Origin of the sequence: Pantoea sp. SORGH_AS_0659 (assembly GCF_031453915.1) — a bacterium.
In the GTDB taxonomy this organism is placed as follows: domain Bacteria; phylum Pseudomonadota; class Gammaproteobacteria; order Enterobacterales; family Enterobacteriaceae; genus Pantoea; species Pantoea leporis.
Window position 1 is genome coordinate 2,862,603 of sequence record NZ_JAVJAK010000001.1, and the last position, 21,632, is coordinate 2,884,234.

General features: G+C 55.5%; 23 protein-coding genes and 1 pseudogene. 11 read left to right on the forward strand and 13 right to left on the reverse strand.

All coding sequences use genetic code 11. From position 1 onward, the window contains the following. Positions 1-94 precede the first annotated feature (94 nt). From Q3H59_RS13510 to ltaE, 3 genes are all read left to right on the forward strand, one after another. A complete protein-coding gene (locus tag Q3H59_RS13510; protein ID WP_217547094.1) occupies positions 95-991 on the forward strand; it encodes a lysine exporter LysO family protein in 897 nt (298 codons plus the stop codon). Between the two features lie 103 nt (positions 992-1,094). Next, a complete protein-coding gene (poxB, locus tag Q3H59_RS13515) occupies positions 1,095-2,816 on the forward strand; it encodes a ubiquinone-dependent pyruvate dehydrogenase (RefSeq protein WP_309835327.1) in 1,722 nt (573 codons plus the stop codon). 67 nt (positions 2,817-2,883) lie between these two features. Then, positions 2,884-3,885 carry a low-specificity L-threonine aldolase gene (gene ltaE / locus Q3H59_RS13520; protein ID WP_309835329.1) on the forward strand — a complete coding sequence of 334 codons (1,002 nt, stop codon included), beginning with the start codon at positions 2,884-2,886 and terminating at the stop codon, positions 3,883-3,885. 37 nt (positions 3,886-3,922) lie between these two features. On the opposite strand, the gene Q3H59_RS13525 is transcribed toward ltaE, so the two are convergent. Then, positions 3,923-4,747 carry an N-acetylmuramoyl-L-alanine amidase gene (locus Q3H59_RS13525; protein ID WP_309835331.1) on the reverse strand — a complete coding sequence of 275 codons (825 nt, stop codon included), beginning with the start codon at positions 4,745-4,747 and terminating at the stop codon, positions 3,923-3,925. Next, positions 4,747-5,067, reverse strand: coding sequence for a heavy metal-binding domain-containing protein (locus tag Q3H59_RS13530; protein ID WP_007887640.1), 321 nt, complete (start codon positions 5,065-5,067; stop codon positions 4,747-4,749). Before Q3H59_RS13530 ends, Q3H59_RS13525 begins: the two co-directional genes overlap by 1 nt. Positions 5,068-5,165: 98 nt before the next feature. On the opposite strand from Q3H59_RS13530, the gene Q3H59_RS13535 reads away from it, so the two are divergent. From Q3H59_RS13535 to artJ (Q3H59_RS13560), 6 genes are all read left to right on the forward strand, one after another. Further along, a complete protein-coding gene (locus Q3H59_RS13535) occupies positions 5,166-5,705 on the forward strand; it encodes a lipoprotein (protein ID WP_309835332.1) in 540 nt (179 codons plus the stop codon). Positions 5,706-5,944: 239 nt separating this feature from the next. Continuing rightward, on the forward strand, positions 5,945-6,673 hold the full coding sequence (gene artP / locus Q3H59_RS13540) for an arginine ABC transporter ATP-binding protein ArtP (protein ID WP_101760978.1): 729 nt from the start codon (positions 5,945-5,947) through the stop codon (positions 6,671-6,673). Between the two features lie 15 nt (positions 6,674-6,688). Further along, entirely contained in the window at positions 6,689-7,420 is a 732-nt protein-coding gene (gene artJ / locus Q3H59_RS13545; RefSeq protein WP_309835335.1) for an arginine ABC transporter substrate-binding protein, read from the forward strand. Positions 7,421-7,426: 6 nt separating this feature from the next. After that, positions 7,427-8,140 (forward strand): arginine ABC transporter permease ArtQ, encoded by a 714-nt coding sequence (gene artQ / locus Q3H59_RS13550; protein ID WP_110865829.1) that lies wholly within the window; start codon positions 7,427-7,429, stop codon positions 8,138-8,140. 2 nt (positions 8,141-8,142) lie between these two features. Continuing rightward, the gene (gene artM / locus Q3H59_RS13555; protein ID WP_008102451.1) at positions 8,143-8,811 is read left to right on the forward strand and encodes an arginine ABC transporter permease ArtM; all 669 of its coding nucleotides are present in this window, start codon (positions 8,143-8,145) and stop codon (positions 8,809-8,811) included. A gap of 134 nt (positions 8,812-8,945) precedes the next feature. Beyond that, the gene (gene artJ, locus Q3H59_RS13560; protein WP_097094391.1) at positions 8,946-9,677 is read left to right on the forward strand and encodes an arginine ABC transporter substrate-binding protein; all 732 of its coding nucleotides are present in this window, start codon (positions 8,946-8,948) and stop codon (positions 9,675-9,677) included. 63 nt (positions 9,678-9,740) lie between these two features. On the opposite strand, the gene rlmC is transcribed toward artJ (Q3H59_RS13560), so the two are convergent. The 10 genes from rlmC to Q3H59_RS13610 all read right to left on the reverse strand — a co-directional run bounded on the left by rlmC (position 9,741) and on the right by Q3H59_RS13610 (position 18,483). Then, a complete protein-coding gene (gene rlmC / locus Q3H59_RS13565) occupies positions 9,741-10,877 on the reverse strand; it encodes a 23S rRNA (uracil(747)-C(5))-methyltransferase RlmC (protein ID WP_309835340.1) in 1,137 nt (378 codons plus the stop codon). Between the two features lie 48 nt (positions 10,878-10,925). Beyond that, positions 10,926-11,393, reverse strand: a complete 468-nt coding sequence (locus tag Q3H59_RS13570) for a YbjO family protein (RefSeq protein WP_101760982.1) — start codon at positions 11,391-11,393, stop codon at positions 10,926-10,928. A 74-nt stretch (positions 11,394-11,467) separates the two neighbouring features. Further along, positions 11,468-12,313, reverse strand: coding sequence for a putrescine ABC transporter permease PotI (potI, locus tag Q3H59_RS13575; RefSeq protein WP_101760983.1), 846 nt, complete (start codon positions 12,311-12,313; stop codon positions 11,468-11,470). Then, complete coding sequence (gene potH / locus Q3H59_RS13580) at positions 12,310-13,266, reverse strand: putrescine ABC transporter permease PotH (protein ID WP_176970900.1); 957 nt, start codon at positions 13,264-13,266, stop codon at positions 12,310-12,312. The genes potI and potH overlap by 4 nt, the downstream gene beginning before the upstream one ends. A 9-nt stretch (positions 13,267-13,275) precedes the next feature. Beyond that, positions 13,276-14,409 carry a putrescine ABC transporter ATP-binding subunit PotG gene (gene potG / locus Q3H59_RS13585; protein ID WP_158238594.1) on the reverse strand — a complete coding sequence of 378 codons (1,134 nt, stop codon included), beginning with the start codon at positions 14,407-14,409 and terminating at the stop codon, positions 13,276-13,278. Between the two features lie 114 nt (positions 14,410-14,523). Beyond that, positions 14,524-15,633 carry a spermidine/putrescine ABC transporter substrate-binding protein PotF gene (gene potF, locus Q3H59_RS13590; protein WP_192413898.1) on the reverse strand — a complete coding sequence of 370 codons (1,110 nt, stop codon included), beginning with the start codon at positions 15,631-15,633 and terminating at the stop codon, positions 14,524-14,526. 372 nt (positions 15,634-16,005) lie between these two features. Continuing rightward, complete coding sequence (locus Q3H59_RS13595; RefSeq protein WP_008102469.1) at positions 16,006-16,485, reverse strand: YbjN domain-containing protein; 480 nt, start codon at positions 16,483-16,485, stop codon at positions 16,006-16,008. 87 nt (positions 16,486-16,572) lie between these two features. Then, on the reverse strand, positions 16,573-17,475 hold the full coding sequence (rimK, locus tag Q3H59_RS13600) for a 30S ribosomal protein S6--L-glutamate ligase (protein WP_101760987.1): 903 nt from the start codon (positions 17,473-17,475) through the stop codon (positions 16,573-16,575). Positions 17,476-17,492: 17 nt separating this feature from the next. Then, positions 17,493-18,215, reverse strand: coding sequence for an oxygen-insensitive NADPH nitroreductase (gene nfsA, locus Q3H59_RS13605; RefSeq protein ID WP_101760988.1), 723 nt, complete (start codon positions 18,213-18,215; stop codon positions 17,493-17,495). A gap of 16 nt (positions 18,216-18,231) precedes the next feature. Beyond that, complete coding sequence (locus tag Q3H59_RS13610; protein ID WP_101760989.1) at positions 18,232-18,483, reverse strand: DUF1418 family protein; 252 nt, start codon at positions 18,481-18,483, stop codon at positions 18,232-18,234. Positions 18,484-18,664: 181 nt separating this feature from the next. On the opposite strand from Q3H59_RS13610, the gene Q3H59_RS13615 reads away from it, so the two are divergent. Further along, positions 18,665-18,928, forward strand: a complete 264-nt coding sequence (locus Q3H59_RS13615; protein WP_007887673.1) for a GrxA family glutaredoxin — start codon at positions 18,665-18,667, stop codon at positions 18,926-18,928. A gap of 33 nt (positions 18,929-18,961) precedes the next feature. On the opposite strand, the gene ybjM is transcribed toward Q3H59_RS13615, so the two are convergent. After that, on the reverse strand, positions 18,962-19,333 hold the full coding sequence (ybjM, locus tag Q3H59_RS13620; protein WP_280172631.1) for an inner membrane protein YbjM: 372 nt from the start codon (positions 19,331-19,333) through the stop codon (positions 18,962-18,964). Between the two features lie 254 nt (positions 19,334-19,587). Here ybjM and Q3H59_RS13625 point away from each other — a divergent pair. After that, a pseudogene (locus tag Q3H59_RS13625) lies at positions 19,588-21,277 on the forward strand (aspartate:alanine antiporter). The last annotated feature ends 355 nt before the right edge of the window (positions 21,278-21,632 follow it).

The window sequence follows — 21,632 nt, forward strand, 5'->3', positions numbered from 1 at the left end:
CTGCGTTGGTCAAGTCAGCGCCAGGGGAAAAGGTTTACACTTCAACCGTTTTTCGCTAGCGTGGCAGCCCGCAAATCATGGATAGAAACCTCACATGTACGGATTGATTATCATCCTTTTGCCGCTGATTTTCGGCTATCTGCTGCCGCTGCGCCACACCACGCTTTTACAGGCGGTTGCCCGCACGCTGAGCGCGCTGGTCTACATCATTCTGTTCTTTATGGGCACCAGCCTGGCATTCCTCGATAACCTGAGCAGCAATTTGCTGGCCATTTTCCACATCGCGCTGGTGAGCATGCTGAGCATTCTTGCCTGCTCGCTACTGGCGCTGTGGCTGCTGGAGCGACGCTGGCCTTGGCGTCATCAGCACAAGCCACAAGCGCTGCCGTCGCGTCTGCATATGGCGCTGGAGTCGCTCAAGCTGTGCGGTTCGGTGCTGGCGGGCTTTCTGCTCGGTTTGAGTCAATGGGCGCCGCTGCGTAACGCCTCGACCATCAGTGAATACGCCTTGATGCTGATGCTACTGCTGGTCGGTATTCAGCTGCGCAGCAGCGGCATGACGCTGCGTCAAATCACCATCAACCGCCGCGGCATGCTGGTGGCGCTGGTATCGCTGTGCAGCGCGCTGGTGGGCGGCGTAATGGCCGCGCTGCTGCTGGATCTGCCGATCAAAACCGGCCTGGCGTTAGCCAGCGGTTTCGGCTGGTATTCGCTCTCCGGCATTCTGATGAGCGAATCGTTCGGCCCGGTGATAGGCAGCGCCGCCTTCTTCAACGACCTGCTGCGTGAGCTGATCACCATTATGCTGATCCCGCTGCTGATAACCCGTCAACGCAGCATGACGCTGGGCTTGAGCGGCGCAACCTCGATGGATTTCACGCTGCCAATCCTGCAACGCACCGGCGGCATGGAGATCGTGCCCGCTGCGATTGTGCACGGTTTTATTATGAGTTTGCTGGCGCCAATCCTTATCGCCCTGTTCTCGGCATAACGCATTTTTTCACGCCTGCACGCCAGCTTCATCGTCTACGCTTTCTGACTGACACGTTTTCGCCATCGGCATGGATGGCTCAACACCAGAAAGGAGCATAACGATGAAGCAAACTGTGGCGGCAATGCTGGCAAAAACTTTGGAAAACGCCGGCGTGAAACGCATTTGGGGCGTCACCGGTGACTCTCTCAACGGGCTGAGCGACAGCCTGAATCGCATGGGCACCATCGAATGGATGCCGACGCGCCATGAAGAAGTGGCAGCCTTCGCGGCCGGCGCTGAAGCACAAATCAGCGGTGAATTGGCGGTATGCGCCGGTTCCTGTGGACCGGGCAACCTGCATCTCATCAACGGCTTGTTTGATTGCCACCGCAATCACGTTCCGGTTTTGGCCATCGCCGCCCACATTCCTTCCAGCGAAATTGGCAGCGGCTATTTTCAGGAAACCCACCCGCAAGGATTATTCCGCGAATGCAGCCACTATTGCGAGCTGGTTTCCAATCCGGAGCAGCTGCCGCAGGTGCTAGGCATTGCGATGCGTAAAGCGATTCTCAATCGTGGCGTATCAGTGATTGTGATCCCCGGCGACGTGGCATTGCAGCCGGCCCCGGAAAGCGCACGCAGCGAATGGTATCCGCCGCAGTTGCCGCACGTGGTGCCAACCGCCCGCGAAGTGGCCGCCTTAGCTGAAACGTTGAATGCAGCGAAAAATATCACCCTGCTGTGCGGCAGCGGTTGCGCTGGCGCGCATGACGAAGTGGTGAAGCTGGCAGAAACGCTAAAAGCGCCGATTGTGCACGCGATGCGCGGTAAAGAGCACATCGAATATGATAACCCTTACGATGTCGGCATGACCGGATTGATTGGCTTCTCCTCTGGTTTCCACGCCATGATGAATGCCGATACCTTAGTGCTGCTGGGGACGCAATTCCCCTACCGCGCCTTCTATCCGGCCGATGCCAAAATCATTCAGATCGACATCAATCCGGGCAGCCTTGGCTCACACAGCCATGTGGATATGGCGCTGGTGGGTGACATCAAAACCACCTTGCATGCGCTGCAGCCGCAGCTCACCAGCAAAACCGATCGTCAGCATTTGGACAAAGCGCTGGAGCATTATGTCGATGCGCGCAAAGGGCTGGACGAACTGGCCACCGCTAACGATAAGCTGGCGATTCACCCGCAATATCTGGCCCAGCAAATCAGCGAATACGCCGATGACGACGCCATCTTTACCTGCGACGTCGGCACGCCAACCGTGTGGGCAGCGCGCTATCTGAAGATGAACGGCAAACGTCGTTTGATCGGCTCGTTCAATCACGGTTCGATGGCCAACGCCATGCCGCAGGCGTTGGGCGCGCAGTCGCTGGACAAGCAGCGTCAGGTGGTGGCGCTGTGTGGCGACGGCGGTTTTAGCATGTTGATGGGCGATTTCATTTCGGTGGCGCAGCTCAAGCTGCCGGTGAAACTGGTGATCTTCAATAACAGCGTGCTGGGCTTTGTGGCGATGGAGATGAAAGCCGGTGGCTATCTGACCGACGGCACCGACCTCGAAAACCCTGATTTCGCCGCCATCGCCGCCGCCTGCGGCATCAAAGGCATTCGCGTCGAGAAAGCCTCCGATCTTAACGGCGCGCTGCAGGAAGCCTTTGCGCACGATGGCCCGGTGTTGCTTGACGTGATTACCGCCAAAGAAGAGTTGTCGATGCCGCCGCAGATTAAAGCCGAGCAGGCCAAAGGTTTCAGCCTCTACATGATGCGTGCCATTCTGAATGGACGCGGTGATGAGATCGTGGAGCTGGCGAAAACCAACTGGCTGAGGTAAAACAATTCAGGCCAGACATGATGATAACGCGGGCACTTCGCCCGCTTTTTTATTTCAGGAGAGCGACGTGATCGATCTACGCAGTGATACCGTAACCCGCCCAAGTGCTGCCATGCTCGATGCCATGATGGCAGCCGAAACCGGCGATGATGTCTACCGCGATGACCCCACCGTATACGCACTGGAAGTTGAAGCCGCACGCTTGAGCGGCAAAGCCGCCGCTCTGTTCTTCCCCACCGGCACGCAAGCTAATCTGGTAGCGCTGCTGTGTCACTGCCAGCGCGGCGATGAATATATCGTGGGTCAGCAGGCGCACAACTACAAATATGAAGCCGGCGGCGCAGCGGTGCTTGGCAGCATTCAGCCACAGCCAATTCTGCATGCGGAAGATGGTTCCCTGCCGCTGGCGGAAGTGGCCGCCGCCATCAAACCCGACGATTTCCACTTCGCCCGCACCCGTCTGTTGAGCCTGGAAAACACCCATCACGGTAAAGTGCTGCCGCTGAGCTATCTGGAGCAAGCGTGGATCTTCACCCGCGAGCACAAGCTGGCGCTGCACATTGATGGCGCACGTATTTTTAACGCCGTGGTGGCACAGAATGTGGAGCTGGAAGCGATTGCGCGTTACTGCGACACCTTAACCATCTGCCTGTCAAAAGGCCTCGGCACGCCGATTGGTTCGCTGCTGTGTGGCGATGAAGCCTACATTGAGCAAGCGCGTCGCTGGCGCAAAATGACCGGCGGCGGCATGCGCCAGTCGGGCATTCTGGCCGCGGCGGGGCTGTATGCGTTGAAGCACAATGTCGCGCGTCTCAAAGAGGATCATGATAATGCGGCATGGTTAGGCGAGCAGCTCAGCGCCATCGGTGTTGAAGTGCTCAATCAGCACACCAACATGCTGTTTGTGAAGGTGCCATCAGAGAAAGTTGACGCGCTGAAAAGCTGGATGCAGTCGGGCGATGTGCTAATCAGCGTTGGGCCCGTAACGCGTATTGTCACGCATCTGGATGTCAGCCGTCAGGATCTGCAACGGTTGGTGGCGCACTGGCAGGCATTCCTGCAGCAGTAAACAAACGGTCGCCATTTATGGCAACCAATGCCGCGTATCACTGCGCCGCGCCGTACTTCGCTAATAACGCGCGGGCGATCGCCAGGGTTTCTGCATCGGCGATGCCGCGATAATCACGCGGGCGGAAATGCATTTGAAACGCCGCAATCAGCTTGCGCTGCATCTGCGGCGTGGTCGCCGCCGCCACGTCGTAGCCATAGCGCTGCAGCGCATCCAGCAGTTCTGCCTGATCCACGCCTTCATCCGCCGCGCGTCCGTTAAGATAGCGCTGCACCGTTGCCTGCTCGGGCCAAGCGCCTAAACCGTGCTCTGCCAGCTGCTGCCAGGGAAACAGCGGACCGGGATCCTGCTTACGCTGCGGCGCGATATCGCTGTGCCCGACCACATTTTCCGCCGCGATGCCGTAGCGCTGAGTGATATCTTTGACCAGCGCCATCAGCGCGCTGATCTGCTGCGGCGTAAAGGGCTGCCACTGCAAACCCGTTAAGGTTCGACGATAACCACTGTTGACGATTTCAATACCAATCGAAGTGTCATTAATACGCGTTGCGCCGCGCCAGAAACTCGGGCCTGCGTGCCACGCGAGTTGGCTTTCCGGCACCAATTGCCACACCACGCCCTTGCCGTTTTTATGCGGCGGATTCTGCGGAATCAGGTAGTGCGCGCTAACTTCCCGATCGGTCAGCGTCGCCAGCGAATTGGAGAAATCCTCAGCGGTGTAATGAATCACCACCACCTTAATACGCGGCCGCGCGCCCTGCGCCGGATGCGCGGTATCCACCCAGTAACCGTGGCGCGCTTCAATCGATGACTGACAAGCGCTGAGTAACAGCGCCATCGCCAGCAGGACAACCACGCGCATTAGCGAATAATCACGGCGGTGCCGGTGACGCTCACCATCAACATGCTGCCCTCTTTGCCGACAGTTTCGTAGTCGATATCGATGCCCACCACCGCGTTGGCGCCGAGCGCTTTCGCCTGCTCTTCCAGCTCTTTAAAGGCGATCTGGCGCGCTTTGCGTAACTCTTTTTCGTAGGCGCCAGAGCGGCCACCGACGATATCGCGGATACCGGCGAAGAAATCGCGGAAAATATTGGCGCCGAGAATCGCTTCACCGGCGACCACGCCGCAATATTCACTGATGCTGTGTCCTTCCAGCGTGGGCGTTGTAGAAAATTTCATGGTGTTCTCCTTTTCTGAATCAGCTCGTAGCGCTTAAAAGCAAGGCTATACTCTATGCTAAAAATGGCGCTTTGCCAGTGAACAATAAGGAAATCGAGATGAGAAACAATGCCTTTGCGCTGCTTATTCCCGCAGCGTTGCTGCTAAGTGCTTGTACCACCGTTGAGCCAGTGATTAAGGATAATGGCCCGCGCACCGCTGCCTGCGTTGAAGGGGGTCCGGACGGCGTGGCGCAACAGTTCTACGATTTACGCGTCAGCCAGCCGACGCAAGGTTTGCCAGACAGCAACACGCTGGCGAAATATCGCCCTTACCTGAGCGATCGCCTGTATCAAAAGCTGCTGAGTGCCAGCAGCCAGAATCCGAAACCAGCGGCGTGGACCCGCGGCGATCTCTTTTCCAGCCTGGCGCAAGGCCCAACTTCAGCGGACGTGGCCAGCGCATCCACCATTCCTAACCGCGACGCGCGCAATATTCCGCTGCGGGTTGAGCTGAGCCGCGACAGCAAAACCTGGCAAGATGAAGTGCTGATGATCCACGAAGGCACCTGCTGGGTGGTTGATGATGTGCGTTATGTCGGCCAGGTGCCCCACGCTGGCGGCGGTTCGCTGACGCAGCTGCTGGAAGCGAAAAAGTAACCGTTCACTTTTCCCGCCGTTAATACCATTGTTTAGCGCGCCGCATCCTTGCGGCGCTTTTTGTTGATATTTTGTGAACAAAATAGGGCTCGCCAGCCCTCATCCACCTTGAGTTGCGCGATTTTGTGCTACGCTTTGGAGGTTTCACTGCTCTTTAATAAATATTAACCCACCACAATTGCATAACTATTCTGGTGACGTTAAAATCCGCGACACTAATTACTATTCATTTTTTGCGCATGAGTATTCAACTAAACGCCATAAACTGTTTTTACGGTACCCATCAGGCCCTGTTCGATATCAACTTGGCTTGTCCGCAGGGTGAAACGCTGGTGTTGCTCGGCCCGAGTGGCGCGGGTAAAAGTTCGCTCCTGCGCGTCCTCAACTTGCTGGAGCAACCGCGCTCCGGCAGCCTGCAGATTGCCGGCAACCAGTTTGATTTCACCAAAGCCCCTTCCGATAGCGCGATTCGCGAGCTGCGGCAGAACGTGGGCATGGTATTCCAGCAATACAATCTGTGGCCGCACCTTAGCGTGCTGCAAAACCTGATTGAAGCGCCGTGCCGCGTGCTCGGCCTCAGCAAGGACGCCGCGCGTGCGCGTGCTGAAAAGCTGCTGGACCGTCTGCGCCTGACGCCTTACGCCGATCGCTTCCCGCTGCATCTTTCCGGCGGCCAGCAGCAGCGCGTAGCGATTGCCCGTGCGCTGATGATGGAGCCGCAGGTGCTGCTGTTTGATGAACCGACCGCTGCGCTCGATCCCGAAATCACCGCCCAGATCGTCAGCATTATTCGTGAGCTGGCACAAACCAACATCACACAAGTGATCGTGACGCACGAAGTGGAAGTGGCGCGTAAAACCGCCAGCCGCGTGGTGTATATGGAAAACGGTCACATTGTTGAGCAAGGCGATGCCAGCCACTTTACACAGCCGCAAACCGACGCGTTTGCTAATTATCTTTCGCATTAAGTCAGGATGCTTCTAATGAAAAAAGTTGTAATTGCTGCCCTCCTTGCTGGCCTGAGCCTGAGCGCTTCAGCGGCACAGACATTGCGTTTTGCTACCGAGGCTTCTTATCCTCCGTTTGAATTCGTCGACTCTGATAACAAAATTCAGGGCTTTGATGTCGATCTGGCTAACGCGCTGTGTAAAGAGATGGATGCGACCTGCACCTTCACTAATCAGGCGTTCGATAGCCTGATCCCCAGCCTGAAGTTCCGTCGTTTTGACGCGGTGATGGCAGGCATGGACATCACGCCAGATCGTGAGAAGCAAGTGCTGTTCTCCAAGCCGTACTACGACAACTCTGCCATCTTCATCGCGCAGAAAGGCAAAATGGTTGACGTGGCCGCGCTGAAAGGCAAACGTGTAGGCGTGCAGAACGGCACCACGCACCAGAAATACCTCTCTGACAAACACAGCGACATCACCGTTGTGCCTTACGACAGCTACCAGAACGCCGTGCTGGATCTGAAAAATGGTCGTATCGATGCGGTATTCGGTGACACCGCGGTAGTGAACGAGTGGCTGAAGCAGAACGCCAACCTCGCGCCGCTGGGTGAGAAAGTGACGGACAAAGATTACTTCGGTACCGGTTTGGGTATTGCTGTGCGTCAGGGCAACAGCGAGCTGCAGGGCAAGTTCAATGCGGCGCTGGAGAAGATCAAAGCTGACGGCACCTACAAAACCATCTACAGCAAATGGTTCCAGCAGTAATTTCTGATGAATGAAATGATTCCACTCGCAAGCGCCGCCGGTATGACCGTCGGCCTTGCCGTTTGTGCACTGATCGCCGGCCTTGTGCTGGCGATGATTTTTGCTGGCTGGGAATCGCTGCGCTGGAAACCACTGGCGTGGCTCGGTACCGCGCTGGTCACACTGATTCGCGGCCTGCCGGAAATTCTGGTGGTGCTGTTTATCTATTTCGGCGCCTCACAGCTGCTGCTAACGCTCTCCGATGGCTTCCACATCAATCTCGGCCTGTTCGCTATTCCGGTGCAGGTGCAAATTGAAAACTTCGACGTCAGTCCCTTCCTGTGTGGTGTGATTGCGCTGGCGATGCTCTATTCCGCCTATGCATCACAAACCCTGCGCGGCGCGCTGAAAGCGGTGCCGGTGGGTCAATGGGAATCGGGCCAGGCGCTGGGGATGAAGAAGTCGGCGATTTTCCTGCGCCTGATCATGCCGCAGATGTGGCGTCACGCGCTGCCCGGTTTGGGTAACCAATGGCTGGTGCTGCTGAAGGATACTGCGCTGGTATCGCTGATCAGCGTGAATGATCTGATGCTGCAAACCAAAAGTATCGCTACGCGCACGCAAGAGCCGTTTACCTGGTATCTGGTGGCGGCGGCGATCTATCTGATTATCACGCTGTTCAGTCAGTTCGTTCTGCGCCGCATTGAATTGCGCACCACGCGTTTCGAGCGAGGGGCTTAAGCATGCTGGATTACTTACCCGAGCTGCTGAAAGGGCTACACACCAGCCTGACGCTGACCGTGGCATCGCTGATTGCGGCATTGGTGCTCTCTGTACTTTGCACCATCGTGCTGGCGCTCAAAGTGCCGGTGCTCAATTGGCTAGTGAAAGGCTATATCACGCTGTTCACCGGCACGCCGCTGCTGGTGCAGATCTTCCTGATCTATTACGGTCCCGGCCAGTTCCCCAGCATCCAAAACATTCCCTGGTTGTGGCATCTGCTGTCGCAGCCGTGGCTGTGTGCGCTGCTGGCGCTATCGCTCAACAGTGCGGCTTATACCACGCAGCTGTTTTACGGTGCGGTGCGCGCCATTCCGTCCGGTCAATGGCAATCCTGCGCGGCGCTCGGCATGAACCGCAAAGATACGCTGCGCATTCTGCTGCCGTACGCCTTCAAGCGCGCCTTGTCGTCCTACTCCAACGAAGTGGTGCTGGTATTTAAAAGTACCTCGCTGGCCTACACCATTACGTTGATGGAAGTAATGGGCCACGGACAACTGCTGTATGGCCGCACTTACGATATCTCGGTATACGCTGCCGCTGGCCTGATCTATCTGGTGGTTAACGGCTTGCTGACGCTGATGATGCGTCTGGTCGAGAAGCGTGCGCTGGCATTTGAGCGTCGTAACTGATTTATTCCCTGCGGGCGCACTAAAAAAGCGCCCGCTGTTCGTTTAAATTAATAAGCAAAAATATTGCATATAAATTCATTAACTGGCATCGTGTAACCCGTTCCGTCTCTGGCATGGTTTACAGGAGTTACATAATGAAAAAATGGATCGTTGCTGCTGCGCTGGCAACTCTGGCAATGAATGCTTATGCGGCGGAAAAAATCCGCTTCGCCTCTTCCGCCACTTATCCCCCGTTCGAATCCCTTGATCACGACAACCAAATCGTGGGCTTCGATATCGATCTGGCAAAAGCACTGTGTCAGCAGATGAAAGCGGATTGCACCTTCACCAACAACGCCTTCGATAGCCTGATTCCGTCGCTGAAATTCCGTCGCTATGACGCAGTGATTTCCGGCATGGATATCACCGCCGATCGCAGCAAGCAGGTCGATTTCACCCAACCTTACTACGCTAACTCGGCGATTGTGATTGCGCATAAAGGCCAGTTCACCGACTTCAGCCAGCTGAAAGGCAAACGTGTTGGCGTTGAGAACGGCACCACACATCAGAAATACCTGCTGGAGAAACATCCGGAGGTGATTGCGGTGGCGTATGACAGCTATCAGAACGCGATTCTCGACCTGAAAAACGGTCGCCTGAACGGCGTGTTTGGTGATACGGCGGTGGTGAATCAGTGGCTCAAGGCCAATGACGATCTTAGCGCGGTAGGCGAGCACATCACCGATACCGACTTCTTCGGCACCGGTTTAGGTATAGCGGTACGCAAAGGCAATGAGCCGCTGCTGAACGAGCTGAACAGCGCGTTAGTGGCATTGAAGGCCAACGGCACCTGGCAGCAAATCAATCAGAAGTGGTTCCCGGAATAAGCATTATGGGATGGCGGAGCGTGCTGCCTGCCAGGTTCTGCACGTCCTCCGTGCAGGTGAACGTTACGCCGTCCCACCCTTCTTGCTCAGCAAGCACAGCACTTCAAAATGCGCGGTATGCGGGAACATGTCGAACAGCTGTACGCGGCTCACGTCATAATTGGCCAGACGCGCGATATCCTGCGCCATGCTGCTGGGATTGCAGCTGGAATAGAGAAGGTAATCCGGCGCCATCTCACTGAGATAAGCACACAACTCTGCGCCAATACCGCGACGTGGCGGATTCACTAATACCAGCTGCGGCACCGCTTCCCGTGAAGTGGCGAACTGCGTGGAATCCAGCGCGGCAAAACTCACTTTTTCTAATCCCAGCTGCTGCGCCGACTGCTGCGCACAGGCGATGGCTTCAGCATTGATTTCGATGCCGGTCAGCTGCATTTCGGGCGTTGCGCAGTGCAGGCCAAATCCCCCGACGCCACAAAACAGATCCCACATGCTGCTCACCGGCAACTGCGCGACCCAATCGCGCGCGGTGGCATAGAGATTGGCTGCAACCTGTGGATTGGTCTGAAAGAAGCTTTGCGGGCGAATATAGAGCGGAACCTGATTAAAGCGCTCCGCTAGCGCCTGATCCGGCGTCAGCGCAATCTCTTCGTCGCCTTCAAGAATCGCCACATGCACCGGCTGAATATTGGCGGAAATCACCTTCAGCTGCGGCAGTTGCTGTTGCAGCCACGGCAAGGCGTCGCGCAGCTGCTGCAGCTTGCTGGTGGAACGCAGCACAAAACGCAGCATCATGCCGCCCTGCGTACTCTCCGTCAGCAGCAGAAATTTCAGCTCACCGCGTTTACGCGCCACGTTGTAGGGCGTTAAACCGGCGCGGGCGATAAAAGGTTTGAGCTGCGCGAACACCGCACTGAAGCTGTCGGGATAGAGCGGGCAAGCGCAGAGATCGACCGGTTCACCGTCGCGCGCCACCATGCCTAAAATCGGCCGCTCTACGCTCCCGCTGACTACCATTTTGGCCTTATTGCGAAACCCTTGCTGCGCGGATTGCACCGGCGGCAGCCATTCGCCCACCGGCTTTTCAGCCAGCAGTTGTTCAAGCAGCGACTGCTTATCGTTGAGCTGTTGCGGATAGGGTTTTTCCAGCCACTGACACGAACGACAGCGACCGGCATCATAAAGCGCGCAATGCATGCAAATGCCTGTAGTCAGAATCGGGAGAAAAAATGGGGGGCGATTGTATCACCGGCGCCGGAAAAAAGCGCGACTGCTGGCCGGCACAAACAGCAGCCCTAATACCAACACATCCGGGAGCTTTTGCAGCAGCGTGTGATGAATGATCTGCGCATTACTCTCACCGGGAATGCTAAAAATTTCCGGGTAGATCCAGCCCACCGATGCCATCAACATGTAGATCAGCACAATGATTTGCGTCGCGACATAGCCCCAGCGCCCACGATTGTTGCCGCGCATCAGAATAAAGGCGCAGCGCAGTTCAAACAGGAAAATCAGCTGGCTGGCGATAAAAATCAGGGTAGAATCCCAGGCTTGCGCGCTGCGATGCACGAAGTTGGCGAGTTCGTCGTAACCCAGTTCGTTGGCCAGCATCAACACGCTGAGGCAACGCGTAATGATGATAGCGCTGCCCGCCACCATCACGGGCACCGGTGTAGCGTTAATCATTGAACCGTGTTTCAGGGTTTCCGACATGGTGTCGCTCCGTAACCATAATAAAACGGGCCGATAAAATCAGCCCGTTCTTATAGTGACAAATGTTACGGCTTTCAGCCACGTTTTGCTTTCTGAATATCGCGTAAACGCTGCTTTTCTTCGTGCGCCATAAAGCGCCAGGCGATAAAACCAACTAAACCGACGACAAACAGAATCAGCGAGGCTAAAGCATTGATCTCCGGATTGACGCCACGACGCACGGTAGCGAAAATCGCCATCGGCAAGGTGGTCGCGCCTGGGCCGGTCACGAAGCTGGCAATCACTAAATCGTCCAGCGACAAGGTAAACGCCAGCAGCCAGCCGGTAACGATCGCGGGCGCGATCATCGGTACGGTGATCACAAAGAACACTTTCACCGGCGTTGCGCCGAGATCCATCGCCGCCTCTTCAATTGAGCGATCCAGTTCGCGCAGACGCGAATTGATCACCACCGCCACGTAAGCAGTACAGAAGGTCACGTGCGCCAGCCAGATGGTCAGCATGCCGCGATCGCTCGGCCAGCCAAGGGTGTTGCCCATCGCCACAAACAGCAGCAGCAGGGACAAACCGGTGATCACATCAGGCATCACCAGCGGCGCCGTCAGCATAAAGGCGAAGCCGTTGTGTCCACGGAAGCGGCCAAAGCGCACAATCACTACCGCCGCCATGGTGCCGAGCACCACCGCCATGGTGGCTGAGAGCGCGGCGATGGTCAGGCTGAGCCCCACCGCATCCAGCATCGCCTGATCCTGGAACAATACGTTGTACCAGTGGAACGAGAAGCTCTCCCATACCGTGACCAGCGGCGAACTATTGAAGGAATAAACCACCAGCAGCAGCATCGGCGCATAGAGGAACATAAAGCACAGCAGCAGAATCACAGTGCGCCACGGAGAGCGAATAGTCGGTAACTGGCTCATTCTTTCTCTCCCACTTCACGGTTCTGATGCTTGTGGAACCAGATAATCGGCAATATCAGAATCAACAGGATGATCACCGCCAGCGCGGACGCTACCGGCCAGTCACGGTTGTTAAAGAACTCCTGCCACAAAATACGCCCAATCATGATGCTGTCCGGACCGCCGAGCAGTTCCGGGATCACGTACTCGCCGACCGCCGGAATAAACACCAGCATTGAGCCGGCAATAATCCCGCCTTTGGTCAGCGGCACAATCACGCTGAAAAAGGTCTTCAGCGGACGTGCACCGAGATCCAGCGAGGCTTCCACCAGCGAATAATCTATACGCGTCAGCGCGGTATAAATTGGCAGCACCATAAACGGCAGATAGCAGTAAACGATCCCGATATACACCGCCGTGTTGGTGTAGAGGATCACCAGCGGATGATCGATAACGCCGAGCCACATCAGGAAGCGGTTGAGAATGCCGTTGTTGTTGAGCAGGCCCATCCACGCGTAAACGCGCACCAGGAACGAGGTCCACGATGGCAGGATCACCAGCAGCAGCAAAATAGTGCGCATTGACGGTTTGCTGTGCGCCACCGCCCACGCCAGCGGATATCCGATCATCAGGCAGATAATGGTAGAGATGCCCGCCACTTTCAGCGACGTCAGGTACGCATCGGCATACAGCGGATCGTCAGTCAGCGTGAAGTAATTACCGAGATTCAGTACCAGATTGAGCTGACCATCGGCCCAGGTGACCAAATCTGTGTACGGCGGAATGGCGCGCGCAATATCGGCAAAGCTGATCTTCAGCACGATCAGGAACGGCAGCAGGAACAGCAGGATCAGCCACAGATACGGTAAGGCAATCACCAGCTTGCGGCCGTGCTGCATCTTGATGCGCGTCGCCCAGCGCTGCAGCGGCGTGCCCACCACTTCGGGCTCGCTGCGTTGAGAAATCTGGCTCATATCGCCCCCTTAAACCGTCAGAACCACACAGCTGTCGGCGTCCCAGCAGAGACGCACTTCATCGCCCCACGTTGGCGCGCCTTTGCGGTAGCGATGGGCGTTTTGCAACTGTGCGCTGATCATCTGGCCGCTGCGCAGACGCACGTGATAAATCGACAGGTCGCCGAGATAGGCGATGTGCACCACTTCACCCACGGCAAAGTTACAGCCATCGGCAGGCACTTCTTCGCACAGCATCACTTTTTCCGGACGCAGCGCCACATGGACCGGCACGTTATCGACCACAGAAACATCGGTCTGCACTTTCAGCGGATGCACCAGGCCCGGCGCATCAATGATCAGCGCGTCTTCACCGCGTTCGCGCAGCAAGCCTTCGAACACGTTCACCGAACCGATGAACTCGGCGCTGTAGCGGCTGGTGGGATGCTCGTAGATCTCTTCCGGCTCACCAATCTGCACGAATTTACCGCGGTTCATGATGGCGATGCGGCCCGCCATGGTCATCGCTTCTTCCTGATCGTGCGTCACCATCACGCAGGTGGCACCGACACGCTCGAGAATATCGACCACCTCGTGCTGCATGCGGTCACGCAGCTTTTTATCCAGTGCGCCCATCGGCTCGTCGAGCAGCAGCAGTTTGGGCCGCTTCGCCAGGCTACGCGCCAGCGCCACCCGCTGACGCTGACCACCAGAGAGCTGATGCGGCTTACGCTTCGCGAACTCCTGCATATGCACCAGCGACAGCATCTCTTCAACGCGGCTGCTGATTTCGCCTTTCGGCAGTTTGTCCTGCTTCAGACCAAAGGCGATGTTCTGCTCCACCGTCATGTGCGGGAACAGTGCGTAGGACTGGAACATCATGTTGATCGGGCGCTGATACGGCGGAACATGGGAGAGATCCTGGCCATCCAGCACAATCTGGCCGCTGGTGGGCGGTTCGAATCCCGCCAGCATGCGCAGCAAGGTCGATTTACCACAGCCGGATGCGCCCAGCAGCGCAAAAATCTCACCTTTGTAAATGGTCAGACTGACATCATCCACGGCGTGCTGGCCGTCAAACGATTTAGTCAGGTTGCGAATTTCCAGCAGCGGCGTCATCGCCTTAGCCGTTTTATTTGGGGGGCGGGGAATCGCGTCGTTCACTAACATTTCTCCGGCGCTAAAATCGCGCGGCACAGCCAGCCGCTAAAAATGGCACAACAGAGGCCATTACTGCGCCTCTGCTGTCGTCTTCAGGCAATAATCGTTCAGAACGAATTACTTACCACTTTTTACTTTAGTCCATGCACGGGTGCGCACACGATCCAGTTTCGGATCCTGGACCTTGAGCACAAACAGTTTGGCCATGGCATCCGGCGTTGGGAAAATGCCCGGATTGTTGCGCACGTCCGCATTGATCAACGGCAGCGAGGCTTTGTTACCGTTGGCGTAGTTCATGTTGTTGGAAACGTCAGCGATGACTTTGGGATCCATCATGTAATTAAGGAATTGGTAGGCGCCTTCCACATTTTTCGCGTCTTTTGGAATCGCGAACATGTCAAAGAATGCCAGTGCGCCCTGCTTCGGCACGATATAGCCGACATGCACGCCGTTGTTGGCTTTATCCGCACGATCTTTCGCCTGCAGAATATCGCCTGACCAGCCAATCGCCACGCAGATGTTGCCGTTCGCCAGGTCGTTGATGTACTGCGACGAGTGGAAGTAACGGATGTTCGGACGCAGTTTCAGCAGCAAATCAGTGGCTGCGCCAGAGTAATCTTTCGCGTCAGAGCTGTTGGGATCTTTGCCAAGGTAGTTCAGCACAGTAGCGAAAATCTCTTCCGGCGCATCAAGGAAGGAAACCCCGCAGCCTTTCAGTTTTTCCAGGTTTTCCGGTTTCAGCACCAAATCCCAGCTATCCAGCGGCACATCTTTGCCCAGTGCGGCTTTCACTTTATCGACGTTATAGCCGATGCCGGTGGTGCCCCACAGATAAGGAATCGCAAATTTGTTACCCGGATCGTGCTGCTCCAGTTTCTTCATCAGTTCGGGATCAAGGTTTTTGTAGTTTGGCAGCTTGCTCTTATCCAGCTCCTGGAATACGCCGGATTGCAGCTGACGCGCGAGGAAGCTGGACGACGGCACCACCACGTCGTAGCCGGTACTGCCCGCCATTAATTTGCCTTCCAACACTTCGTTAGAATCAAAGACGTCATACACCACTTTATCGCCGGTCTGCTTTTCGAAGTTCGGCACGGTATCCGCCGCGATATAATCGGACCAGTTATACACATGTACCGTACTGCCTTCGGCCTGCACACCGCCGGCCGCAGCCATCAATGCACCAGCAACCACACCTGACAACCATTTTTGACGTTGGTTGAACATGTTTTACTTCCTCCTGAGCGGGTCATCACAACGCTGCATACACGGCGATCCGGACGTTGCGTTTTCTGTTAAATCACAGGCACACAATGAATCAATATTCAGCGGGAGTTTAATAGCAAAAACCTATACCTGCGCTGAGGTTGCACGTCTCAAGCAGCCCCGCAAGAATAGCCCCCCCGCACCACCTTCACCAGATCCCAGCTTAAAAAACGCCTTTTTGCGATGAGTTATGCATGTTTCTGCTATGGGGTTTGGCACTAGTGGCATAAAGCACGACTAATATCTGGCAATAAAGGGCAAAGTGCAGAATAAAAAGTGGTGGGGCAAAAATGAAAACTGCCGCAAAAAGCGGCAGTTAGCGAGGCGGGGAACTCAGTGCAGCATCGCGTGGCTGCTGGAGCTCGGCTGTCGCTCCTCTTCTTCTTCAACCACCAGCAGGTGGTTAGCAAAGGCTTCCATGATTACCATAGAAACGCCCTCTTCACTCTGCTTCATAAAGTGTGAGAACTGCCCGAAGGTTAATCCGGCGCTGGTACTGATCGACTGGCAGACAATCAGCTTCGGCAGATTGTCGTCCTGAATATCAACAAAGGCTTTAATCGTTAGCGAACTGGCATTGATCTGCGAGAGATCGCCCACCAGCGGAATCAGCGCCGTAGGTTTTACTTCTGCCAGCGCGGAGAAGAGGATAACGTTATCCACCAGGTCAATTTTTGCATCAAACACCCCGTCAAAATTCTGCATGTGCGGCAGGTGCAGTGCCTGACAGGCATCGCATTCGAACCAGGTGATATTTTGTTGATCCAGCCAGCGACGCAGTACGTCAATGTCCGGAACGACCAGTGAATCCATCGTAATATCCTGTGGGGTGAAGAAATAAGCGCCTTAGCTTACGGAAAAACCGATCTGGATGCCACGAAAACCGCTGAAAAGCGCCGGTTAGCCGCCGGTTTTAGGACGATAGCCGGGGCAAGCGTGCTGCTCAATCCACGTGATCATCATGGTGGCGATATCTAAACCGGTAACGCCCTCAATCCCTTCCAGTCCCGGTGAGGCGTTTACCTCCATAACCAGCGGACCACGTTGGGCGCGCAGGATATCCACACCGGCCACTTCCAGCCCCAGCGTGCAGGCGGCTTTCACCGCGATTTTGCGCTCCTGTTCAGTGATCTCCACCGCACGCGCTTTGCCGCCGCGATGCAGATTGGAGCGAAAATCGCCCTCTTTCGCCTCGCGCTCAATCGCCGCCACCACTTCATTGCCAATCACCAGGCAGCGAATATCGCGTCCTTGCGCTTCCTTGATGAACTCCTGCACCAGAATATGGGCATTGAGGCCACGAAAAGCGTCAATCACGCTCTCCGCTGCCTGCCGCGTTTCCGCCAGCACCACACCGATGCCCTGTGTGCCCTCCACCAGTTTCACCACCAGCGGCGCACCGCCCACCATCGCGATCAAATCATCAGTATCATCCGGCGAAGAAGCAAAACCGGTGATCGGCATATCAATGCCCTCACGCGCCAGCAGCTGCAGCGAACGCAGTTTGTCGCGCGCGCGGGTAATGGCCACCGATTCATTGAGGGGGTAGCTGCCGCGCACCTCAAACTGGCGCAGCACCGCAGTGCCATAAAAAGTGGTAGCGGTGCCAATGCGCGGGATCACCGCATCAAAATGCCCCAGCGCCTCGCCGCGGTAGTGCACTGCGGGCGAATCGGAATTGATGTTCATGTAGCAGGAGAGCGGATCGATCATCTGCACTTGATGGCCACGCTCCTCCGCGGCGTCGCGCAGACGCTTACACGAATAGATCGATCCATCGCGAGTGAGAATGGCCATTTTCATTAAAGAGTTCCTTGTGCTTAGCGCGTCGCCCAGCCCTGCTGATGCAGGTAATCCAGTATGAAGGGACGCGTTTCTTTGATAATCAGACGCTGAATCAGCTGACTCCAGGTTTCGGAACGCTGGTTGCTATCACGCTGCTGATAATAGGCGGTAATTTGCTCATCGTATTGCGCCAACAGATTTTTATCGACTGCATGATAGCGGTTTTCATGTACCAGCATCGCGTGCGGCATGCGGGGTTTAACATCGGGTGTATCAGCCGGATGACCGATGCAGAAGCCGAACAGCGGCAGCACAAACTTCGGCAGTTCAAGCAGCTCGGTCACTTCAGCGATGCTGTTGCGAATCCCGCCAATAAATACGCCGCCAAGGCCCAGCGATTCCGCCGCCACCATGGCATTTTGCGCCATTAGCGCGGTATCAACGCAACCGAGCAGCAGCTGTTCAGCACGCCCCAGTTGCGCATCCGGGCAGATCTGTTGATGACGATTGAAATCCGCGCAGAACACCCAAAACTCCGCCGCTGCGCTGACCCAAGGCTGGCCGCCGGTCAGCTGGACCAGCTGCTCGCGCTTAGCGGGATCGGTGATACGAATAATTGAGGAGCACTGTAAAAAGCTGGAGGTCGAAGCCGCTTGTGCCGCTGCAATGATGGCGCTGCGTTGCGCCTCGTCAATGCCCTGTTCGGTAAAAGCGCGAATGGAACGGTGGCTGCACAGTAAATCGATAGTCGGCGTCATAAATTCTCTCCGGTGGTTACTTCTTTTTGTTGGAATGATTGAACAATTGCGGGGCCATCGCCTTCGCCGTGCGCCACATCATCATCCATGCGGCAGGCAGCATCAGCGCGATACCAAGAAAAAACAGCAGCGTCGCCAGCGGCTTTTTGGCGATGAAATCAGGTGCGCTCACCCAATCGTTGGTAAGCAACAAGGCGCCAATCACGGCAAGCACGCCGAGCACTTCGAGTAGCAACACGGGTTTGGGTAATGTGGCGAGATTACGCATGCGATGGTTCCTTGATTGTTCTTTCAGCGTTAGCCGCATTTTACCCAATGTATAGGCGGTAAGTATTAGAGTAACAGGTATATTCTTCTTCCTTTAAGCAGGATGGGCGGGCATGATGTGACGCATTATTCACGCTGTGATGTGATTCTAGTCACAAAACAGCAGCGGAAGGAGAGAAGCAATGATTGCAGTGATTTTTGGCCGTTCTAGCTGCCCTTACTGCGTACGTGCGAAAGAGTTGGCGGCTAAGCTGACCAGCGAGCGCGACGATTTTAACTATCAGTACGTGGATATTCAGGCCACCGGCATTACTAAAGCCGATCTGGAAGCCCGTGCCGGCAAGCCGGTGACAACCGTGCCGCAGATTTTCCTCGACGATCAGCACATCGGTGGTTACACCGAATTCGCTGCCTGGACCAAAGAAAACCTGGGTATCGAAGCCTAAGAGAACGGGCCTGCGGGCCCGTTTTTGCAGGTGCTATTCGGCTCGCATCGCCAGCATAATCCGCAGCAAGCGCACCAGCAGCGCACCACAGCCCGCCCAAAACAGCGCACTCAAACTCCAGGCCACAATCAACAAGCCGCTTTGCGTCATTGGCACCGCCAGCATCAACCACATCATACCCAGCAGCGTACCGCCTAGCGCGACCCACAAGGTGCTGATAAGCGGACTTTCCGGCTGCAGTAGCGCCATCAAACATCCCGGCAGTAAAAACAGCAGTAATTCTGGCTGTCCGCGAACGGCTTGTTCACTGGCGGCGGCCCAGAAATGATGTGCATAAATAAACACCAGCGTATAAAGCATCACGCCCAGAATGGATGCTGGCCAGCGATTATTGCGCTGCAACATAATTATCCTCAACTTTGACGTTAACAATTATGAAACTTTTACTGCCCTGATGCGCACGACTGGAAATAAAAAGAAACAGCTGGAGGCGAAAGGAATGAAAACTGCCGATAGCTGAGGGTGTTAATTATGATTAGAATGACGCCGCTTTAGATTTCGGCTTGAACGCTTTTGTTGCAAGAACCTTAACGTTCGGCACAAGATAGCGAAAAAAGTCCCTCTCATCAACTGGTTACAGGTTAAGAAGAAGTTAAACCGTGAACATTAACGTCGCAGAATTGTTAAGCGGAAATGACGTTCTGTTATTATTTGTCGTTTTAGCCCTCGGACTCTGCTTAGGTAAATTACGCCTCGGTTCGGTCCAACTCGGTAATTCCATTGGAGTCCTGGTGGTTTCGTTGATTTTAGGTCAACAGCATTTCGCCATTAATACTGACGCATTAAGTCTTGGCTTTATGTTGTTTATTTTTTGTGTTGGCGTGGAAGCCGGGCCTAACTTTTTCTCGATATTTTTCCGCGACGGTAAAAACTACTTCTTTCTGGCGATTGTCATGGTGGTCAGCGCGCTGTTAATCGCCCTGACGCTCGGCAAAGTATTCGGCTGGGATATTGGTTTAACCGCGGGCATGTTGGCCGGTTCAATGACCTCAACGCCGGTGCTGGTGGGTGCTGGCGATACGTTGCGGCAAAGCATCAGCGACAGCCATCAGCTCACCTTGATGCAGGACAACCTCAGCCTCGGATATGCCCTCACCTATCTGGTAGGTTTAGTCAGCCTGATTTTTGGCGCGCGCTATCTGCCGCGCCTGCAGCATCAGGATCTGCCGACTTGCGCGCAGCAAATCGCGCGCGAGCGCGGCCTCGACGCTGATAGCCAGCGCAAAGTGTTTCTACCGGTGATCCGCGCGTATCGCGTGGGTCCGGAACTGGTGGAGTGGAGCGGCGGTAAAAACCTGCGCGAGCTGGGCATTCATCGCCAGACCGGCTGCTACATCGAGCGTTTGCGCCGTAACGGTATTCTCGCCAGCCCGGACGGTGACGCGATGCTGCAGCTGGGCGACGATATCTCGCTGGTGGGCTATCCCGATGCGCACGCGCGTCTTGATCCCAGTTTCCGTAACGGCAAAGAGGTGTTCGACCGTGATTTGCTGGATATGCGCATCGTCACCGAAGAGATCGTGGTGAAAAATCACAATGCGGTGAACAAGCGCCTGAGTCATCTCAAACTGACCGATCACGGCTGCTTCCTTAACCGGGTGATTCGCAGCCAAATCGAAATGCCGATCGATGACAGCATTATGCTGAACAAAGGCGATGTGCTGCAGGTAAGCGGCGAAGCGCGTCGCGTGAAAAGCCTGGCCGATCGCATTGGCTTTATCGCCATTCACAGCCAAATCACCGATCTGCTGGCCTTCTGCGCCTTCTTTATCGTCGGCTTGATGGTCGGGATGATCACCTTCCAGTTCAGCAATTTCAGCTTCGGCATCGGTAACGCCGCTGGATTGTTGTTCGCAGGCATCATGCTGGGCTTTATGCGCGCTAACCATCCTACATTTGGCTACATCCCGCAGGGTGCGCTAACGATGGTGAAAGAGTTTGGCCTGATGGTGTTTATGGCGGGCGGTTGGTCTGAGCGCGGGCAGCGGCTTGCAGCACGGATTCGGCAGCGCCGGCGCGTTGATGCTGCTAAGTGGCTTGCTGGTGAGTTTGCTGCCGGTGGTGATTTGCTATCTGTTCGGCGCTTACGTGCTGCGTATGAACCGCGCGCTGCTGTTTGGTGCCATCATGGGCGCGCGCACCTGTGCGCCAGCGATGGAGATCATCAGCGATACCGCGCGCAGCAGCATCCCAGCCTTGGGCTATGCAGGAACGTATGCGATCGCGAATGTTTTGCTGACGCTGGCCGGTACCCTGATCGTGATAATCTGGCCGCTTTTGCCTTTATAAAAATATTTTTGCGCTGTCCAGAACTTTCTTCTGGGGTCGCAGTCTGAATAAGTGCCACTGCTTTTCTTTGAAATCCCCAAATTGTGGAGCCCGCCGGTCACTGACTTGCGGGTTTTTTTATGGCTGCCATTCTGCCGCTTAAGGTTCTTCTCAGACAAAAATTCCACCCTGCCACTCTGATGTCGATTTTTTAAATCTTCATGCAACTTTCATCAAAGTTAAACACTCCAACAACCCGCGATAAGATTAAGAGCGCGACTATTTATTACTGGTTCGGACGCTTCTAGGCTATCAGCTTTATTTTGCAGACAATTTTGCTCTGCTGTTTTTCGGGTAAACAAGACGAGGACAAGGA

Bases quoted from the DNA above. Each gene is read 5' to 3' on its own strand.
- Q3H59_RS13510 (WP_217547094.1), top strand. From the start codon at position 95: ATGTACGGATTGATTATCATCCTTTTGCCGCTGATTTTCGGCTATCTG.
- poxB (WP_309835327.1), top strand. From the start codon at position 1,095: ATGAAGCAAACTGTGGCGGCAATGCTGGCAAAAACTTTGGAAAACGCC.
- Q3H59_RS13525 (WP_309835331.1), bottom strand. From the start codon at position 4,747: ATGCGCGTGGTTGTCCTGCTGGCGATGGCGCTGTTACTCAGCGCTTGT.
- Q3H59_RS13530 (WP_007887640.1), bottom strand. From the start codon at position 5,067: ATGAAATTTTCTACAACGCCCACGCTGGAAGGACACAGCATCAGTGAA.
- Q3H59_RS13535 (WP_309835332.1), top strand. From the start codon at position 5,166: ATGAGAAACAATGCCTTTGCGCTGCTTATTCCCGCAGCGTTGCTGCTA.
- artP (WP_101760978.1), top strand. From the start codon at position 5,945: ATGAGTATTCAACTAAACGCCATAAACTGTTTTTACGGTACCCATCAG.
- artJ (WP_309835335.1), top strand. From the start codon at position 6,689: ATGAAAAAAGTTGTAATTGCTGCCCTCCTTGCTGGCCTGAGCCTGAGC.
- artQ (WP_110865829.1), top strand. From the start codon at position 7,427: ATGAATGAAATGATTCCACTCGCAAGCGCCGCCGGTATGACCGTCGGC.
- artM (WP_008102451.1), top strand. From the start codon at position 8,143: ATGCTGGATTACTTACCCGAGCTGCTGAAAGGGCTACACACCAGCCTG.
- artJ (WP_097094391.1), top strand. From the start codon at position 8,946: ATGAAAAAATGGATCGTTGCTGCTGCGCTGGCAACTCTGGCAATGAAT.
- rlmC (WP_309835340.1), bottom strand. From the start codon at position 10,877: ATGCATTGCGCGCTTTATGATGCCGGTCGCTGTCGTTCGTGTCAGTGG.
- Q3H59_RS13570 (WP_101760982.1), bottom strand. From the start codon at position 11,393: ATGTCGGAAACCCTGAAACACGGTTCAATGATTAACGCTACACCGGTG.
- potI (WP_101760983.1), bottom strand. From the start codon at position 12,313: ATGAGCCAGTTACCGACTATTCGCTCTCCGTGGCGCACTGTGATTCTG.
- potH (WP_176970900.1), bottom strand. From the start codon at position 13,266: ATGAGCCAGATTTCTCAACGCAGCGAGCCCGAAGTGGTGGGCACGCCG.
- potF (WP_192413898.1), bottom strand. From the start codon at position 15,633: ATGTTCAACCAACGTCAAAAATGGTTGTCAGGTGTGGTTGCTGGTGCA.
- Q3H59_RS13595 (WP_008102469.1), bottom strand. From the start codon at position 16,485: ATGGATTCACTGGTCGTTCCGGACATTGACGTACTGCGTCGCTGGCTG.
- rimK (WP_101760987.1), bottom strand. From the start codon at position 17,475: ATGAAAATGGCCATTCTCACTCGCGATGGATCGATCTATTCGTGTAAG.
- nfsA (WP_101760988.1), bottom strand. From the start codon at position 18,215: ATGACGCCGACTATCGATTTACTGTGCAGCCACCGTTCCATTCGCGCT.
- Q3H59_RS13610 (WP_101760989.1), bottom strand. From the start codon at position 18,483: ATGCGTAATCTCGCCACATTACCCAAACCCGTGTTGCTACTCGAAGTG.
- Q3H59_RS13615 (WP_007887673.1), top strand. From the start codon at position 18,665: ATGATTGCAGTGATTTTTGGCCGTTCTAGCTGCCCTTACTGCGTACGT.
- ybjM (WP_280172631.1), bottom strand. From the start codon at position 19,333: ATGTTGCAGCGCAATAATCGCTGGCCAGCATCCATTCTGGGCGTGATG.